This is a genomic window from Microbacterium sp. 05T445 (genome assembly GCF_056395865.1).
The window spans coordinates 1,758,827-1,776,022 of record NZ_JBFTKJ010000001.1; the positions used below are offsets into that span (position 1 = coordinate 1,758,827).

General features: G+C 73.8%; 12 protein-coding genes. All 12 read left to right on the top strand.

The annotated features are described in order from the left end of the window. The first annotated feature begins 11 nt into the window (after nt 1-11). The 12 genes from AC1DDU_RS08345 to AC1DDU_RS08400 all read left to right on the top strand — a co-directional run bounded on the left by AC1DDU_RS08345 (nt 12) and on the right by AC1DDU_RS08400 (nt 17,190). Nucleotides 12-983 (top strand): AAA family ATPase, encoded by a 972-nt coding sequence (locus AC1DDU_RS08345; RefSeq protein ID WP_477432920.1) that lies wholly within the window; start codon nt 12-14, stop codon nt 981-983. After that, nucleotides 983-2,245: a DUF58 domain-containing protein gene (locus AC1DDU_RS08350; protein WP_477432922.1), complete on the top strand. Its 1,263-nt coding sequence runs from the start codon at nt 983-985 to the stop codon at nt 2,243-2,245. The genes AC1DDU_RS08345 and AC1DDU_RS08350 overlap by 1 nt, the downstream gene beginning before the upstream one ends. Next, nucleotides 2,242-4,779 carry a transglutaminase-like domain-containing protein gene (locus AC1DDU_RS08355; protein ID WP_477432924.1) on the top strand — a complete coding sequence of 846 codons (2,538 nt, stop codon included), beginning with the start codon at nt 2,242-2,244 and terminating at the stop codon, nt 4,777-4,779. The genes AC1DDU_RS08350 and AC1DDU_RS08355 overlap by 4 nt, the downstream gene beginning before the upstream one ends. Then, nucleotides 4,776-6,098: an RDD family protein gene (locus tag AC1DDU_RS08360; protein ID WP_477432926.1), complete on the top strand. Its 1,323-nt coding sequence runs from the start codon at nt 4,776-4,778 to the stop codon at nt 6,096-6,098. Before AC1DDU_RS08355 ends, AC1DDU_RS08360 begins: the two co-directional genes overlap by 4 nt. Further along, nucleotides 6,095-6,952 carry a PP2C family protein-serine/threonine phosphatase gene (locus AC1DDU_RS08365; RefSeq protein WP_477432928.1) on the top strand — a complete coding sequence of 286 codons (858 nt, stop codon included), beginning with the start codon at nt 6,095-6,097 and terminating at the stop codon, nt 6,950-6,952. The genes AC1DDU_RS08360 and AC1DDU_RS08365 overlap by 4 nt, the downstream gene beginning before the upstream one ends. Then, the gene (locus tag AC1DDU_RS08370; protein WP_477432930.1) at nt 6,952-8,319 is read left to right on the top strand and encodes an FHA domain-containing protein; all 1,368 of its coding nucleotides are present in this window, start codon (nt 6,952-6,954) and stop codon (nt 8,317-8,319) included. The genes AC1DDU_RS08365 and AC1DDU_RS08370 overlap by 1 nt, the downstream gene beginning before the upstream one ends. Next, entirely contained in the window at nt 8,316-9,938 is a 1,623-nt protein-coding gene (locus tag AC1DDU_RS08375) for a serine/threonine-protein kinase (protein WP_477432932.1), read from the top strand. The genes AC1DDU_RS08370 and AC1DDU_RS08375 overlap by 4 nt, the downstream gene beginning before the upstream one ends. Then, a complete protein-coding gene (locus AC1DDU_RS08380; RefSeq protein WP_477432934.1) occupies nt 9,926-10,687 on the top strand; it encodes a hypothetical protein in 762 nt (253 codons plus the stop codon). The genes AC1DDU_RS08375 and AC1DDU_RS08380 overlap by 13 nt, the downstream gene beginning before the upstream one ends. Next, complete coding sequence (locus AC1DDU_RS08385; protein WP_477432936.1) at nt 10,684-15,108, top strand: FtsK/SpoIIIE domain-containing protein; 4,425 nt, start codon at nt 10,684-10,686, stop codon at nt 15,106-15,108. Before AC1DDU_RS08380 ends, AC1DDU_RS08385 begins: the two co-directional genes overlap by 4 nt. 165 nt (nt 15,109-15,273) lie before the next feature. After that, nucleotides 15,274-15,543 (top strand): WXG100 family type VII secretion target, encoded by a 270-nt coding sequence (locus AC1DDU_RS08390; RefSeq protein WP_477432938.1) that lies wholly within the window; start codon nt 15,274-15,276, stop codon nt 15,541-15,543. Between the two features lie 77 nt (nt 15,544-15,620). Next, nucleotides 15,621-16,685, top strand: coding sequence for a WXG100 family type VII secretion target (locus AC1DDU_RS08395; RefSeq protein WP_477432940.1), 1,065 nt, complete (start codon nt 15,621-15,623; stop codon nt 16,683-16,685). 34 nt (nt 16,686-16,719) lie between these two features. Next, nucleotides 16,720-17,190: a hypothetical protein gene (locus AC1DDU_RS08400; RefSeq protein ID WP_477432942.1), complete on the top strand. Its 471-nt coding sequence runs from the start codon at nt 16,720-16,722 to the stop codon at nt 17,188-17,190. Nucleotides 17,191-17,196 lie beyond the last annotated feature (6 nt).

The following is a 17,196-nucleotide window of genomic DNA, read 5'->3' on the forward strand; positions in this document are numbered from 1 at the left end:
ACGAGACTCACATGACGATGACCCCCGAACAGGCCGGCTGGTTCCAGGGCACCTTCGCCCGCCTGGTCGACAACGTCGACCAGGCCCTCATGGGCAAGCGCGACGTCGTGGCGCTGGTGCTGTCGGCGATGCTCGCCGAGGGCCACGTGCTGCTGGAGGATGCCCCGGGCACCGGCAAGACGAGCCTCGCCAAGGCTCTCGCCGCCACTGTGCAGGGCACCTCGAGCCGCATCCAGTTCACGCCCGACCTGCTGCCGTCGGACGTGACCGGCGTCACGATCTACGACCAGGCCTCGCACCGCTTCGAGTTCCACCGCGGCCCCGTGTTCGCCTCGATCGTGCTCGCCGACGAGATCAACCGCGCCTCGCCGAAGACGCAGTCGGCCCTGCTGGAGGTCATGGAGGAGTCGCGGATCACGGTCGACGGCGTCACGCACGACGTCGGCCGGCCGTTCCTCGTGATCGCGACGCAGAACCCCATCGAGCAGGCGGGCACCTACAAGCTGCCCGAGGCGCAGCTGGACCGCTTCCTGGTGAAGACCTCGATCGGCTACCCCGACCTCGCGGTGGCCGAGCGCATCCTGGCCGGCGCGGCCGACCGCAACCCGTCGGCGCACCTGCCCGCGCTCATCACCACGGGCGCCGTCGCTGACATGGCCGACCTCGCCGCCACCGTGCACGTCGACGCCGCCGTGCTGCGCTTCACCGCTCAGCTCGCCGAGGCGACCCGCAACGACCCGGCGACGCGCCTGGGCGTGTCGGTGCGCGGCTCGCTCGCGATGATCCGCATCGCGAAGGTGTACGCCGCCGCGCAGGGGCGCCACTTCGTGCTGCCCGACGACGTGAAGGCCCTCGCCGCACCGGTGTGGACCCACCGCATCGTGCTCGACCCCGAGGCCGAGTTCGCCGGCACGTCGGCCGAGACCGTCGTCGCACGCGTGCTCGAGTCGGTCGCCGCACCGCAGGCGAGGTCCGCAGCCTGATGACGACGGAGGCACTCGGGCAGGAGGCGACCGCGGAGGATCGTCGCGCCTGGTACGGACAGCTGGTGCTGGGCGCGCTGCGCCGCGCCGGCGTCGTGCTGGGCCGCATCCTCGGTGTGGTGCGCCCGATCGCCTGGGTGCTCATCGCCGCCGCGGTGGCGCTGTGGATCGCCGGCCGGTCGCTCGGCTGGTGGGAGCTGACGGTGGCGGCCGTCGTCATCGCCGTCGTGCTGCTGCTGTGCCTCGTGTTCCTCGTCGGGCGCACCGCGTACGACGTGTCGCTCGACCTCAACCGCACGCGCGTGGTCGTGGGGGAGCGCGCCGTGGGCGCGCTGACCCTGTCGAACACCGGCAGCCGGGCGATCCTGCCGTCCCGCGTGCTGCTGCCCGTGGGCGGCGGGCGCGGCGTCTTCGACGTGCACCGGCTGGCGGCGGGCGAATCGGCCGAGGAGCTGTTCGCGATCCCCACGTCGCGCCGTGCGGTCGTCAAGGTGGGCCCGGTCAGCGTCGTGCGCGGCGACCCGCTGGGTCTGTTCGAACGCGTCCACCGACGCGACGAGCCCGTCGACCTGTTCGTCCACCCGCGCACGGTGCTGTTCGACGGCCAGTCGCTCGGCTTCCTCCGCGACCTCGAGGGTCTGCCCGCCACCGACCTCTCCCGCGACGACGTCTCGTTCCACGCGCTGCGGGAGTATCAGCCGGGCGATGACCTGCGCCACGTGCACTGGAAGTCGACCGCGCGCACCGGGCAGATGATGGTGCGGCAGTACGAGGAGACCCGCCGCTCCCACTTCGTCATCGGCCTGTCGACCAGCCCCGCCGACTACCGCGACGACGCGGAGTTCGAACTCGCCATCTCGGCCGCCGGATCGCTCGGCCTGCGTGCGCTGCGCGACTCGCAGCGCGTCGAGGTGCGCGTACAAGGGCGGGCGCTACCCGCCGGGACCGGCAAGCAGTTCCTGGACGCCCTGTCGGCGCTCGGCCATTCCAAGCCGCGAGCGGGCGGCATCGTCGACCTCGCCGGCGCCGTCGCGGCGACGCTGCCGCTGGCGAGCGTCGTCGTGCTGGTGTGCGGCAGCCGGGTCGACCCGGCCGACCTGCGCACCGCGTGCAGCCGGCTGCCGTTCGGCGCTCGCGTGATGGCGGTCGTCGCCTCGCCTGGCATCGAGGCGCCGTCGCTGCGCCGCATCGGCGAGGCGGATGTCGTCACGATCGGCGCGCTCGACCAGCTCCCGGCAGCGCTGCGGAAGGTGCTCGCATGACCGCGCCCGCCACCCGGGCCTCCGCTCGCGCCGAGGCCGCGTCGGCATCCGCGGCCGCCGCGCCGCGGGCGCCGCGGCCCACGCCCGAAGCCCTTCCGCGCCGCCGCTGGATCCTCGACCTCGGCGCGGTGCTGGTGCTGCTGCTGATCCCCGTCGTCGGGTTCTGGCCCACCTTCGACGGACCGCGCTACCTCGTCGCCGCGCTCGGCGGGATCGTGCTGGGCATGGGGCTGGGCGTGCTCGGGCGGGCGCTGCGGTGGGGCATCCTGCTCCTCACCGCCGCCACGATCGCGGTCTACTTCCTCTTCGGCGGCGCGCTGGCGCTGCCCGGCACGACGGTGGCGGGCGTCATCCCGACCCTCGACACGCTTCGCCTGCTGGCTGTGGGCACAGTGACGTCGTGGAAGCAGCTGCTGACCACCGTTGCGCCGGTCGCCGCCGACGACGGCCACCTCGTGGTCCCGTTCGTCCTCGCGCTCGTCGCGGCCGTGCTCACGATATCGCTCGCGTTGCGACTGCGCAGCGCCGCGTGGGCGCTCATCCCTGCGGCCGCCTTCCTCGCGGCCGAGATCGCGCTCGGCACGTCGCAGCCGGTGGTGCCCGTGGTGCAGGGCGTCGTGTTCGCGCTGGTCGCCGTGGTGTGGCTCGCGGTGCGCCAGGCGTGGCAGCCGCAGGTCGCCGCGATCGCGGTCGGCGAGGGCGGCGCCACGCGCGGAGCAGGCCTGCGCCGTGTGCTCATGGGCGGCGGCGTGGTCGCGGTCGCCGTGGCCGTCGGCGTCGCCGCGAGCCCACTCGCGGCGCCTGCGTCACCCCGGTACGTGCTGCGCGACGTGGTGATCCCGCCGTTCGACATCCGCGAGTACGCGAGCCCGCTGCAGTCCTTCCGCGCCTACGTGCGCGACTTCCCCGACGAGACCCTGTTCACCGTGACGGGCCTCCCCGAGGACGCGCGCGTGCGCCTGGCGGCGATGGACGCCTACAACGGCACCGTCTACAACGTCTCCGATTCCGGCGCCGGATCCTCCAGCGCCTTCACCCCCGCGCGCACCAACATGTCGGCCGATGCCGACGGCGCCCCCGCGACCGTGCACATCGAGATCGGCGACCTGCAGAGCGTGTGGATGCCGGATGCCGGCGCCGTCCGCAGCGTGACGTTCGACGGCGACCGTGCCGACGACCTGCGCCGCAGCGCCCACTACAACGAGTCGACCGGGACCGGAGTGGTCACCGCCGGCCTCGAGAAGGGCGACCAGTACACGCTGGAGTCGGTGATCCCCGAGGTCCCGAGCGACAAGGCGCTCGCCGACCAGAAGTTCGCGCCGGTGACGCTTCCGAAGCAGCAGGGCGTGCCGGAGGGCGTGGCCGACCTGGCCTCGAAGACGGTGGCCGAGGCGGCCACGCCGATCGAGCAGGTGCGGGCGCTGCAGCAGATGCTGTCGGAGGGCGGCTTCTTCAGCCACGGACTGGCAGGGCAGCCGCTCTCGCGCGCCGGCCACGGCGCGGAGCGCGTCTCGACGCTGCTCGGGGCCGAGCAGATGATCGGCGACGACGAGCAGTATGCGACGGCGATGGCGCTGCTCGCCCGCGAGGTGGGGATCCCCGCGCGCGTGGTGATGGGCTTCTACCCCGCCGAGGACCAGAAGGGTCAGGGCGCGTTCGCCGCGACCGGCGACACGCTGCACGCGTGGGTCGAGGTGGCCTTCGACGAGGCGGGCTGGGTGCCCTTCGACCCGACGCCGCCGGACGACCAGGTGCCCAGCGACCAGACGACCAAGCCCAAGGCCGACCCCAAGCCGCAGGTGCTGCAGCCGCCGCCCCCGCCGCAGGAGCAGGTCGACCTGCCGCCCACCGCCGCGGACGACCGCGGGTCGGAGGACGAGGACGCCTTCGACGCCGCACTGCTGTGGACCATCGTGTCGATCGGCGTCGGCGTGATCGGGCTGCTGGCCGTGCTGGCGGCGCCGTTCGTCGTGATCGGCGCGCTGAAGGCGACACGCCGTCGCAAGCGCCGCGAGGCCGAGCGGGCGTCCGACCGCATCAGCGGCGGGTGGGACGAACTCGTCGACCGGGCATCGGACTACGGCGCTCCGGTGCGTCCGGGTGCGACCCGTCAGGAGGATGCCGGCGTGCTCACCGCCGCTTTCGCCGAGCCGCAGGTGGCGACCCTCGCGGCGCGGGCGGACCTGGAGGTCTTCGGACCGACCGACCCCTCGCCGGAGGACATCGAGACGTTCTGGGCGCAGGTCGACGCGATCGTCGGCGGAATGGACCGCGGCCGCACGCTGTGGCAGCGGTTGCGGGCGCGGCTGAGCATCCGCACGCTCCTGGAAGGGACGCGGTTCGCTCTTCCGACCCGTCCGGTCTCGGCCGCCGCGAAGCAGCCCGCCGCCTCGGCTCCCCCTGTCGAACCCGCGTCGCCGTCGGCACCCGAGCCCGCACCGTCGTCGCCGGGCAGGCGCGCGTCCCGCCGTGCCGCCCGCGACGACCCGAGCGCACCCGAGCGATCCCCCCGCGCCCCACAGGAGACCGAATGACCATCAGCCCGCCCGGCGCCGCCACCGCGGCGTCCCTCGGACGCCGTGTCGGCGCGTTCGCGATCGACCTCGGTATCGCTTACGGCATCGGGGCGGTGCTGATCGGCATCGCCGCGGGGATCGTGCTCGGCGTCGGCCCAGCGTGGGAACGCGACAGCCTCGCGATGATGATCCTCCTCAGCTACCTCGTCATCGGTCTGCTGCTGTGCGTGTGGTGGCTGGTGTACTCGGCGATGCAGGGCGGCCGCGGGTCGATCGGCCAGCGCATCCTCGGGCTGCGCCTGCAGGACGCCGACGGCGCCGCGCCGATCGGCTTCTGGCGTGCGGTGTGGCGCAACATCGTCTTCGCCCTCGCCGCGTCGATCGTCGTCGGCTACTTCACGCCGCTGTTCGACAGCAGCGGACGCCGTCAGGGCTGGCACGACATGGCGGCGCACGCCGTCGTCGTCGACGTGCGGAAGACGGATGCCGCCTCCTGCGTCGCCGCGCCGGCCGCGGTCGCGGCGACCGCGAACCCGTACCTGCCGCCGCCGGCGGGGGCGGCCTCGCTGCCGCCGGTCCCGCCGCTGCCGCCGGCACCGCCGGTGCCGCAGGCCGGCTTCCGGCCCGTCGCCGAGGCCGCGCCGTCGACGACCCGTCCGCCGGCCCCGGCCGCGACCGGCATGATCGACGCCGTGCCGTGGATCACCGGCGACCCGGTCGGCGCGGCCGTCGCACGTGCACCGCAGCCGGCCGACGCGTTCCCGAGCGTGACGATGCCGTTCCCGGCGGCCACGACCACCGAGCCGCTGGGCGCTGCCATGGCCGCAGGCGCGTCGGCTCCGGTCGCCCCGCCGTCCGCGCCCGCCGCAGCTGCTCCCCCGGCTCCTTCCGGCGTCGGCGCGGGGGCCGCGGCATCCGTCCCCGCTGCGCCGGCGCTCGCTTCGGACGACGACCTCGATTCGACGCGGATCGCGGTGCCGCCGCCCGCGCAGCGCGCCGCGCTGTACGACGAGGCGCCCGTCTTCGCCGTGCTGACGTGGGACGACGGCGCGCGCATGGCCGTGTACGGCCGCACGCTCTACGGCCGGAACCCGGCGAGCGAGGACGGCGCCGTCGCGGTCGCGGTGCGCGACGAGACGCTGTCGCTGTCGAAGACGCACTTCGAGGTGGGTGGCGACGCATCGGGCGCATGGATCGTCGACCGGCATTCGACGAACGGCACGACCCTCGTGCGCGACGGCGTGCGCATCCCGCTCGTCGCGGGCGTGCGCACCGTGCTCCGCCCGGGCGACGTCCTCGAGTTCGGCGACCGCCGGGTGACGGTGGGAGCCGCGTGAGCCTTCCCGCAGCGGCGCCGATCACGGTCGCCTTCGGCGCCGCGACCGACGCGGGGCTGCGCCGTCGCATCAACGAGGACTCGCACATCGCGATGCCGCCGCTGTTCCTCGTGGCCGACGGCATGGGCGGTCACAACGCGGGCGAGATCGCCAGTGCGACGGTCATCGACGAGTTCTCGGCTCTCGCCGGGCGCGAGAGCCTCGCGATCGACGACGTGCAGTCGGCGATGACCGCCGCGCGCCGTCGGGTCGCGATGCTGCCTCCCGGCGCGGGCGCCGGCGCCGGCACGACCCTCGCGGGCGTTGTCATCGCCGACGTCGACGGCGAGGGCTACTGGCTGGCGATCAACCTCGGCGACTCGCGCACCTACCGGCTCAGCGAGGGTGTCTTCGAGCAGGTGAGCGTCGATCACTCGGTCGTGCAGGAGCTCGTCGACAGCGGCGAGCTCGAGGCCGAGGCCGCGCAGCGCGACGCGCGCCGCAACGTGATCACGCGCGCCATCGGCGCCGGCAGCGACGCCGAGCCGGACTACTGGCTGATCCCCGCCGAGCACGGCGACCGCATCCTGGTGTGCTCGGACGGTCTCTCGGGCGAGCTCGAGCAGGACGCCATCCACGGCATCCTGCTGGCCGAGGCCGACCCGCAGGCCGCGGCGACCCGCCTCGTGCACGAGGCGATGGTGCGCGGCGGCCGCGACAACATCACGGCGCTCGTGGTCGACGCGCTCGCGGTGCGCTCGCGCACGAACCGTTCGCGCGAGCGCGATACGGTGCCGGTGGGCGCCCTGGCCGACGCCGTGGCCGACATCGACGGCGACACGCTGCCGCGCGCGCTCGCGACAGGAGGATTCTGATGCCGACGCTGTACGCCCCCGGACGCACCCCCATCGCGGTCACGCCGCGCGGATTCGCGGTGCTCGAATCGGGCGCGTCGGCGGCGCTGCTGGCGAGGATCCGTGCGGTGGTGCTCGAGGGCCGGGGTCTCGGCGGCGTGATCGAGGCGCTCACCGGCGCGTACGGCGCATCGCTGACCGCGATCCCGTCGTTCGCCGTCGCACTGGCCGAGGGCGACGGCGTCCGCCTCGCGGTGCGCGGCGACTTCGCCTTCGAGGTGACCGCCGCTTCCTCCGAGCGCGTGTCGGGCACCGGCGTCACCACGTGGACCGAACGCGTGATCCCCGGTGTCTCGCGCGTGACCCTGTCCACGTCCGAGCTCGACGCATCCGCTCCCGCCGAGCTCGAGATCGCCGACGGCATCGTGCTGGCGGCGGGGATCGTGTGGGATGCCGCGGCCCTGCCCGCATCGTCCACCCCCGCCGATGCGGTGCCGGACGCCGTCGCCGCTCCGGCCGAGCCTGCCACCGCGGCACCCGTCGAACCGGCGGTCGCGGCATCCGTCCTCCCGGCTCCGGTGGCCGAGGCCGCGCCGGCGGACGTGTCCGCTCCGGCGTCGCGAGGACCCTGGTCGTCGCGCGCGACGGCGACGGAGCCCGCGTCGCCGGCTCCCGGGCTCATCGACTCGACCGCGGTGCTCTCGGTCGCCGACGGCGAGACGCTCCTCCCGCTGGATTCGGCGCTGTCGGCGCACGAGGCCGCCGCGTCCGAGCCCGCGGCGCCCGAGCCGGCGGCCGACGAGGTCGCTTCGACGACCGGTTACGACCACCTGTGGGGCGCGACCGTGATCCGCTCGGTCGAGGACGCCGCCGTCCGCCCGGAGGGGGACGACGAGGCCGAGGCCGCCGCGCCGCCCGTCGGCGACCACGACGGCGCGACGATCTCGCTCGCCCAGGCGCGCGCACTGCGCGGCGACGCCGCGGGGGAGGCATCCGCTCTTCCCACCGACTCGTTCCCCTCGCCGCTGGCACCCCCGCGCCCACCGGCGCCCGGACGCATCCGGGTGTCCACGGGGCAGGTGCTGATGCTGGACCGCACCGTCGTGATCGGGCGCCGCCCGCGCTCGACCCGCGTGAGCGGCACGGATCTGCCGCACCTGGTGGCCGTCGACAGCCCCCAGCAGGACATCTCGCGCAGCCACGTCGAGCTGCGCGTGGAAGGCGAGAGCATCGTCGCGACCGACCTGCGCACCACGAACGGCACCACGCTGCTGCGCGCGGGCGCGGACCCGGTGAGGCTGCACCCGGGTGAGAGCACCGTCGTCGTGCCCGGCGACGTGCTCGACCTCGGCGACGGCATCACCGTCGCGATCGAGGCGCTGTCGTGAGCGCGAAGCGCGCCCCGATGGCGCCGCCTGATCTTCCCGGGTTCACGTATGTCGACGTGCTCGGCTCTGGCGGCTTCGCCGACGTCTACCTCTACGAGCAGCAGCTGCCCAAGCGCCGCGTCGCGGTCAAGGTGCTGCTGACCGATCGGATGTCCAGCGGCTCGGTCGAGGAGTTCACGGCCGAGGCCAACGTCATGGCGATGCTGTCGACGCACCCGGCGATCGTCACGATCTACCAGGCCGGGGTCGCGAACGACGGCCGGCCGTACCTCGTGATGGAGTACTGCCCGCGGCCGAACCTCCAGGTGCGGTACCGGCGCGAGCCGTTCTCGATCGCCGAGTCGCTGCGCGTCGGCGTGCAGGTCGCCGCGGCCGTCGAGACGGCGCACCGCGCGGGCGTGCTGCACCGCGACATCAAGCCGGCGAACATCCTCGTCACCGAGTACAACCGCCCGGCCCTCACCGACTTCGGCATCGCGTCGACGACGAACGCGGCCGCCGAGTCGGCGGGCCTGTCGATCCCGTGGTCGCCGCCGGAGTCCTTCGCCGACGTGCCCCGCAGCGATCCGCGCTCGGACGTCTACGCGCTGGGCGCGACGGTGTACACGCTGCTCGCGGGGCGCTCGCCGTTCGAGCTGCCGGGGCAGCGCAACGGTGCCGCCGAGCTGATCCACCGCATCGAGACGCTGCCGCTGCCCGCGCTCGGACGCGCCGACGTGCCGGCTTCGCTGCAGCGGGTGCTCGAGCGGGCGATGGCGAAGAACTCCGCCGACCGCTACGAGAGCGCGCTGGCGTTCGCCCGCGCGCTGCAGACGGTGCAGATCGAGCTGTCGCACTCGGTGACGCCGATCGACATCCTCGACGACCACGTCCCCGACGACATCGAGGAGGACGAGGACGACGGCCTCACGCGGGTGCGCGGCGTCGTCAGCATCAACCCCGAGACCACGCCCGCCGCCGGCATGACGCGGCCGTCGGCGACGACCGCGCCGAGCGCCTCGGCGTACGCGCCGCGGTTCGATCCGGCCCCTCCCGTCGAGACCGAGACCGTCGCGCGCCCCACACCTGCCGCCGCGCCGTCGGCTTCCGCGCAGACGCTGCGCCGCGACCGCATCGCCCTGCCGGTGTCGCTGGACGAGACGGTGGTGCGCGCGCCCGTCACCGAGCCGCCTGCGCCGGAACAGGATGCCGCGCCCCCGCGTCGTCGCCGCACCGGCGTGTGGATCGGGCTCGGCGCCGCCGCGCTCGTGATCGTCGCGGTCATCGTCGGGGTGTCCCTGCCCGGGATGCTGTCGGGGACCGCCGAGGAGAAGCCGAAGCCCTCGGCGTCCTCGAAGCCGCAGGATCCGGTGTCGATGATCGTGCCGCCCGTCGAGGACGTCGTCGGGGTGCCCGTCGAGGGCGGCGTGAAGTTCACGTGGACCAACCCCGACCCGCAGGACGGCGACTTCTACCTCGTGCAGGTCGCGTCGCTGACCGACCCGTCGACAGAGGGCGACAAGGTCGAGGACGCCGAGGTCGTCGTGCCTGCGAACGCGTCGGGTCAGACGTGCGTGTACGTGACGCTCGTGAGAGAGAACGGCAGGGACTCGGAGCCCGCATCGGGGTGCACGCCGTGACCGCGGCGTCCGACGCGCTCACCGTCGAGTTCGCCGGCGAGGTGTTCCCGGTCGCGCCCGGCGCGGTGTTCACGGTGGGCCGCGAGGGCGACCTCGCGATCGACGACAACCTGTTCCTGCACCGCACCTTCCTCACGATCCAGAACGTCGAGGGGCTGTGGCTCCTCTCGAACGTGGGGTCTCGGCTCTCGGCCACCGTCACCGACTCAGGAGGGCGCGTGCAGGCCTGGCTCGCACCGGGCGCGCGTCTGCCGCTGGTGTTCGCCGCGACCTCGGTGATCTTCAGCGCCGGACCCACCACGTACGAGCTGACGATCCACACCGCCGAGCCGACGTTCCGCGACACGCAGCCCGCACCCGACGATGACGACGACGGGCTGTCGACCATCGGCGACGTGCCACTCACGCACAGCCAGCGCGTCATGATCCTCGCGCTCGCCGAGCCGGTGCTGCGTCGCGAGGGCACCGGCATGAGCGAGCTGCCCACCTCGGCGCAGGCCGCCGAGCGGCTCGGCTGGACGCTCACCCGCTTCAATCGCAAGCTCGACAACGTGTGCGACAAGCTCGACCGCATCGGCGTGCCGGGCATGCGCGGCGGGGTGCGCTCGTACGCCACCAACCGCCGCGTGCGGCTCGTGGAGCACGCGATCGCGGCGCGTCTGGTCACCCGCGACGACCTTCCCCTGCTGGACGCCGAGCACGAGAGCTCGCTCCGCGGGGAGAACGACCATGGAGAGGACGACGCGTGAAGCTCAAGTTCACGCTCCACCGGCCTGGGACGCCGGTGGATCTGGAGGTCACGGCCGACGGCACGTCGACCGTGGGCGACCTCGCGCGCACGCTCGTGCTCGCGGATCCGGGCAACGAGATCGCCGACCCGGGCGCGGTGACCCTCGCCACAGCGGAGTCCGCGGGCCCACGCATCGTCGATCCCGCGCGCGCCGTGGCGGAGTCCGGCATCCGCTCGGGGCAGACGGTGCAGATCGTCGCCGCGCCGTCGTACGTGGGCGACGACGCCCCCGCCGCGGTGCTGCGCATCCTCAACGGCCCCCGCGCGGGCAGCGAGCTGCCGCTGCGCGCCGGGGCCAACGTCGTGGGCCGTGACCGCGGCGCCGACATCGTCATCGACGACGCGCTGGTCTCCAAGCGGCACGCGCGCATCAACGTCGACGCCGGCGTCGAGATCATCGACCTCGGCTCGGCGAACGGCCTGGTGATGGGCGGCGAGCAGATCGCCCGCACCAGCCTCTCGCCCGACGACGTCGTGCTGCTGGGGTCGACCGAGGTGTCGGTCGTGCCGCTCACCCGTCCGGGCACGGTGCATGCGGCGACCTCGACGGTCGAGATCGTGCGCTCGCCGCGGGTCGTGCCGCGCTACGAGAAGCCCGACTTCCAGGCGCCGAAGCCGCCGCGCCCGCTCGCGGCGCAGCGGCTCCCGTACATCGCCCTCATCGCGCCGCTGTTCATGGGCGCGATCCTGTTCTACGTCACGAAGAACTGGCTCTCGGTGATCTTCATCGCGCTGAGCCCGCTCATCATGATCGCGGCCTGGATCGACAACAAGCTCGCCGCGAAGGCCGAGCACAAGAAGGCCGTCGCCCGCTTCGACGCCGGCATGGAGCAGTTCGACGAGCTCATGCAGCGCGAGCAGGTCGAGGAGCGCGCGGTGCGCTCCGCCGAGGTGCCCGCCCTGGCCGACGCGCTCGCCGCGCTGTCGTCGTGGGGCGACCTCACCTGGACGCACCGTCCCGAGCACCCCGCGTTCCTGACGGCGCGCCTGGGCACCGGAACGCTGCCGTCGCGGGCGGTCATCGAGCTCGGCTCGATCGAGGACACCGAGCCCGAGTTCACCGCACGCCTGCTCGAGGTGCGCGAGCGCTACGCGACGATCGACGACGTGCCGGTCGTGGCCGACCTCCGCGAGGCGGGCAACGTCGGCATCGCCGGAGCGCGAGGGCAGGCGGATGCCGCGGCCCGCGCCTTCGCGATGCAGCTGGTCGCGACGCACTCTCCGGCCGAGCTCGTCGTGACCGCGTTCACCTCCCCGGCGACCCGCCCCGCGTGGTCGTGGCTGGAGTGGCTGCCGCACACCAGCTCGCCCCACACGCCGCTCGACGGCGCGCACCTGGCGGCGAACCCGGGCACCGCGGCATCCCTCCTCTCCCGCCTGGAGGGACTCGTCGAGGAGCGCGCCGGCGACAAGGAGGCGGGCGCCCTGCGCGGGCCGCTCGAGTCCGGCAAGACCGCCGAGCCCGCGCCGTCGCGCATCCCCGCCGTGCTCGTGATCGTCGAGGACGACGCGACCGTCGACCGCGCGCGCCTGACACGCCTGGCCGAGCGCGGCCCCGACGTCGCCGTGCACATCGTGTGGGTGGCGCCGTCGCCGCTGTCGCTGCCGGCCGCGTGCCGCACGTTCCTGGTGGTCGAGGGGGCGGCCGAAGGCACGGCGGCGGGCATCGTCCGCCGCGGCCTGTCGAGCACCCCGGTGCGCGTCGAGCTGCTGGACGACGGCTCGGCCACCGCATGGGCGCGCGTGCTGTCGCCGACGGTGGATGCCGGCACCCCGGTCGAGGACGAGTCCGACCTGCCCCGCTCGGTGTCGTTCATCGACCTGGCCGACGCCGACATCGGCGGCGATGCCGCGACGGTCGTCGACCGCTGGCGCGAGAGCGACTCGGTCACCGCGCGCGACGGGCGTCCGCCGCAGCGCCGCAAGAAGGAGGGCAACCTCCGCGCGCTGGTCGGCCACGGCGGCGCGGGCGCCTTCCACCTCGACCTGCGCACGCAGGGTCCGCACGCGCTCGTCGGCGGCACCACCGGCGCCGGCAAGTCGGAGTTCCTGCAGTCGTGGGTGCTCGGCATGGCGGCCGCGCACAGTCCCGACCGCGTCACGTTCCTGTTCGTCGACTACAAGGGCGGCTCGGCGTTCGCGGACTGCGTGGACCTTCCGCACACCGTCGGCCTCGTCACCGATCTGTCGCCGCACCTCGTGCGCCGCGCGCTGACGTCGCTGCGCGCCGAGCTGCGGTACCGCGAGCACCTGCTCAACCGCAAGAAGGCGAAGGACCTCGTCTCGCTCGAGCGCACCGGCGACCCCGAGACGCCGCCGAGCCTCATCATCGTGGTCGACGAGTTCGCCGCGCTCGTGAGCGAGGTGCCCGAGTTCGTCGACGGCGTCGTGGACGTCGCTCAGCGCGGCCGCTCGCTCGGCCTCCACCTCATCCTCGCGACGCAGCGACCCGCGGGCGTCATCAAGGACAACCTGCGCGCCAACACGAACCTCCGCGTCGCACTGCGCATGGCCGACACCGAGGACTCGTCCGACATCCTCGGCACTCCCATGGCCGCGCACTTCGACCCGTCGATCCCCGGCCGCGGCGCCGCCAAGACCGGCCCCGGCCGCATCGCGACGTTCCAGACCGGGTACGTCGGCGGCTGGACGACCGGCGAGAAGCCGCGCGCGCAGATCGACATCCACGAACTCGACTTCGGCGTGGGCGCCCGCTGGGAGATGCCGGCCGAAGAGGTGAAGGCGGTGGCCGATCCCGGTCCCACCGACATCGCCCGGATCGTGCGCACCGTGCGGTCGGCGGCATCCGCTCTCGCGATCCCCGCCCCGCGGCGACCGTGGCTCGACGAGCTGGCCGCCGCCTACGACCTCGCACGGCTGCCCAGCCCGCGCACCGACGAGCGCATGCTGCTCGGCGTGCTCGACGACCCGCGCACGCAGGCGCAGCCGACGACGTTCTACGAACCCGACCGCGACGGCAACGTGGCGATCTTCGGCACCGGCGGCTCGGGCAAGAGCACGACGCTGCGCACCATCGCGGTGTCGGCGGCGATCACCCCGCGCGGCGGCCCGGTGCACGTGTACGGACTGGACTTCGGCGCGGGCGGCCTGCGCATGCTGGAGGATCTGCCGCACGTCGGCGCGGTCGTGGACGGCGACGACGACGAGCGGGTGACGCGCCTGCTGCGGATGCTGCGCGACATCGTCGACGAGCGCTCCGCGCGCTACGGCGACCTGCGCGCCGGCACGATCACCGAGTACCGCCGCCTGGCCTCCCGCCCCGACGAGCCGCGCATCGTCGTGCTGATCGACGGCCTCGGGGCCTTCCGCGAGCGCTACGAGTTCGCGTCGGGAAGCGCCGGGTGGTTCACCGTGTTCTCGCAGATCGCCGTCGACGGCCGCCAGGTGGGCGTGCACTTCGTGATGACCGGCGACCGCCCCAACGCGCTGCCGACCTCGATCGCGTCCACCGTGCAGAAGCGGTTCGTGCTGCGCCTGGCGACCGAGGACGACTACCTGCTGCTGGGCGCCCCGAAGGACGTGCTGGATGCCGCCTCCCCGCCCGGTCGAGGCATGCTCGACGGCGACGAGGTGCAGTTCGCGGTGCTCGGCGGCAGCGCCAACATGGCCGTGCAGGCACGCGAGCTGGAGCGCCTGGCCGATGCGATGCGCCGCCAGGGTGTCGCCGCCGCGCCCGCGGTCGGGCGCCTGCCCGAACGCGTCGAGCTCGCTCCGCTGCCGCCGCGCACCTCGCGGGGCGATGTCGTCATCGGCCTCGCCGACGAGGACCTCGGCCCCGCCGGCATCGACCCGCGCGGCGCGTTCCTGCTCGCCGGTCCTCCCGGAAGCGGGCGCACCACGGCGTTGGCGACGATCGGCCGGGCGCTGCGCCGCGCCGACCCGCAGCGGCCGATCGTGCACTTCTCGGCGCGGCGCACCGCGCTGCAGCTGGCCACGGAGCCGCGCTTCGCGGCGCAGGACGCGGCGTCGGTCGCGGCCGCCGCGGCGACGCTCGCCGACGCGATCGAGGCGGGGACGCTGGTGAACCCGGCGATCCTCGTCGAGCACCTCACCGAGTTCTCGGGCGGCGAGGCCGAGTCGGCGCTGGACCGCCTCATCCGGGCCGCCGTCCGCGCCGAGGCGTTCGTGGTGGGCGAGGCGGAGTCCTCGACGTGGGGCCAGGCGTGGCTGCTCGGCCAGCCGTTCAAGGCCGCGCGCCAGGGCCTGCTGCTCGCGCCCAGCGACGTCGACGGGGACGCCCTCTTCGGGCTCTCGCTCGGTCGTGTCAAGCGGGCCGACTTCCCGCCGGGGCGCGGGTTCACGATCCATCAAGGGCGCGCACGGCGCCTGCAGGTGGCCGTCGCGGACCCGGTCTCGTGACGGTGCAGGACGGATGGGGATATGTCCCCATCGACGGTATGGAAGGGGCGCCGATAGCGTCGTGGACATGAGAGGGGAACCTCTCGAAGGACTTCCCGGGGGACTCGGGGGCCTGAACCGGAACCACAAGCCCGTCGGACGGGCGACTCAACGAAGGAGAACACCATGGCCGTTTGGGGTCTTGACGTCCAGCAGGTCCGCGAGCTCTCGCAGCAGCTCAACAGCAAGGCGAGCGACATCCAGTCGATCCTCTCGCAGCTGACCTCGAAGCTCGGCTCGACGCAGTGGACCGGCCCGGACGCCGAGCAGTTCCGCAACGACTGGAACGGCGAGCACACCGCGTCGCTGAAGAAGGTCATCGCGGCGCTCCAGGACGCCGGTCAGAAGGCGTCGGCGAACGCGTCGGCTCAGGAGAGCACCTCGTCGTCCCTCTGATCCTCGCTCGTCGGGGGCGGTCCTTCGGGGCCGCCCTCGACCGCGTCGATCGGGCCTGATCCGTCGGAAGGTTCGTCATGGGTGTGTACGGGGCAGACGTCGCGCAGCTGCGAGACGCGGCATCCGAGTTCGAGCGCGCCGCGCAGTCGCTCGAGTCGATCACGACGCTGCTGGGCGGCGAGCTCTCGCGGGCACCCTGGCAGGGCGCCGACGCGACGACCTTCCGCTCGAACTGGGACACGGACCACTCCCGTCGGCTGTCGGATGCCGCGTCCCGCCTCCGCGACGCGTCGCGGGCGCTGCGCACCAACGCCGACGACCAGGAGGCCACCAGCGCGGTCACGGGTGGCGCAGGGGGCTCCGCGGGCCCCGGCGGCACCGGAGGGACCGGCACCGGGGGCACCGGCGGCGGGCGCCCCGCTCCGGCGGGCGACGGCGGCGACGGGGATTCGCCGAACTTCGCCGGCTGGGACAACGGCTCGGTCGAGACCGGGGACGGCGAGGCCACGGCGCGCTGGGGCTTGAACGCGCGTGGCGAGGCCGAGGGCAAGGTGCTCGGCGGCACCGCCAAGGCCGAGGGCGAGGCCGGGCTCGGCGCCAAGGCGCACGCGTCGGGCGAGTACAGCTTCGGCGAGTCCAACGACACCCAGGCCAACGACAAGGGCGATCGCAGCCACCACATGGGCGACGACATCACCCAGAACAACATCGGCATCGGCGTAGGCGGGGAGGCCTACGCGAAAGCCGGGGCGTTCGCGGAGGGATCGGCCGAGTACGGCAACGACCTGGGGCATGTCGGGGTCGAGGGCGAGGCGCTCGCCGGTGCCCGCGCCGACATCGGCGGCGGGTTGACCCTCGGGCCCGAGGGCGCCCAGGCCGGTGTCTCCGCAGGTGCCTTCGCCGGCGCGGAGGCGAAGGGTTCGGTGGAGGCCGAGGTCCTCGGCGTCGGCGGTCAGCTCGAGGCGGGCGTCCGCGCCGGCGTCGGGGCCGACGCGGGCGTCAACGCCGAGTTCTCCACGAACAAGGTCGAACTCGAGCTCGAGCTGGGGCTCGCGCTCGGGGTCGGCTTCTCGGTCAAGCCGTCCGTCTCGTTCAGCCCGAAGGACATGGCGGACGGCATCATGAACCTGTTCGACTGGTGAGCGCAGCACACCGATGACACACGGAGAGAACCACATGTCCCAGGCATCCTTCCCCAGCGAGACGTTCCCCGCCTTCCCCGCGGTGACGCTCGACGCGCCCGACGGCTGGGAGCCGCGCGCGGTCGCCGGCACCGTGCTCGCCCTCATCGACGATCGAGGCGCCGGGGCGTTCTCGCCGAACGTCGTCGTCGGCGTGACGCGCACGCCCGCGGGCCACACCCTCGATGAGGCCGCCGCGGCGATCGAGGAGTACGTGGGAAGGCTCCCGGAGGTCGCGCGCGTCGACGCCGCACGCGTCGAGTTCTCGGGCCGCACGTGGGCGGTCTCGGAGTTCGCCTACACGACCGAGGCCGTCGGCACCGTCGTCCAGGTGGTCGCGGTCACCGTCGTCGACCACGGCACGATCACCGACGTGGTCCGCGTCACCGGCACCGCGACGCCCGCCGACTACGAGACGTCGCTGCCAGCGATCCGCCGGATCGTGTCGGGAGCACTCGTCGGCTGACCCGAG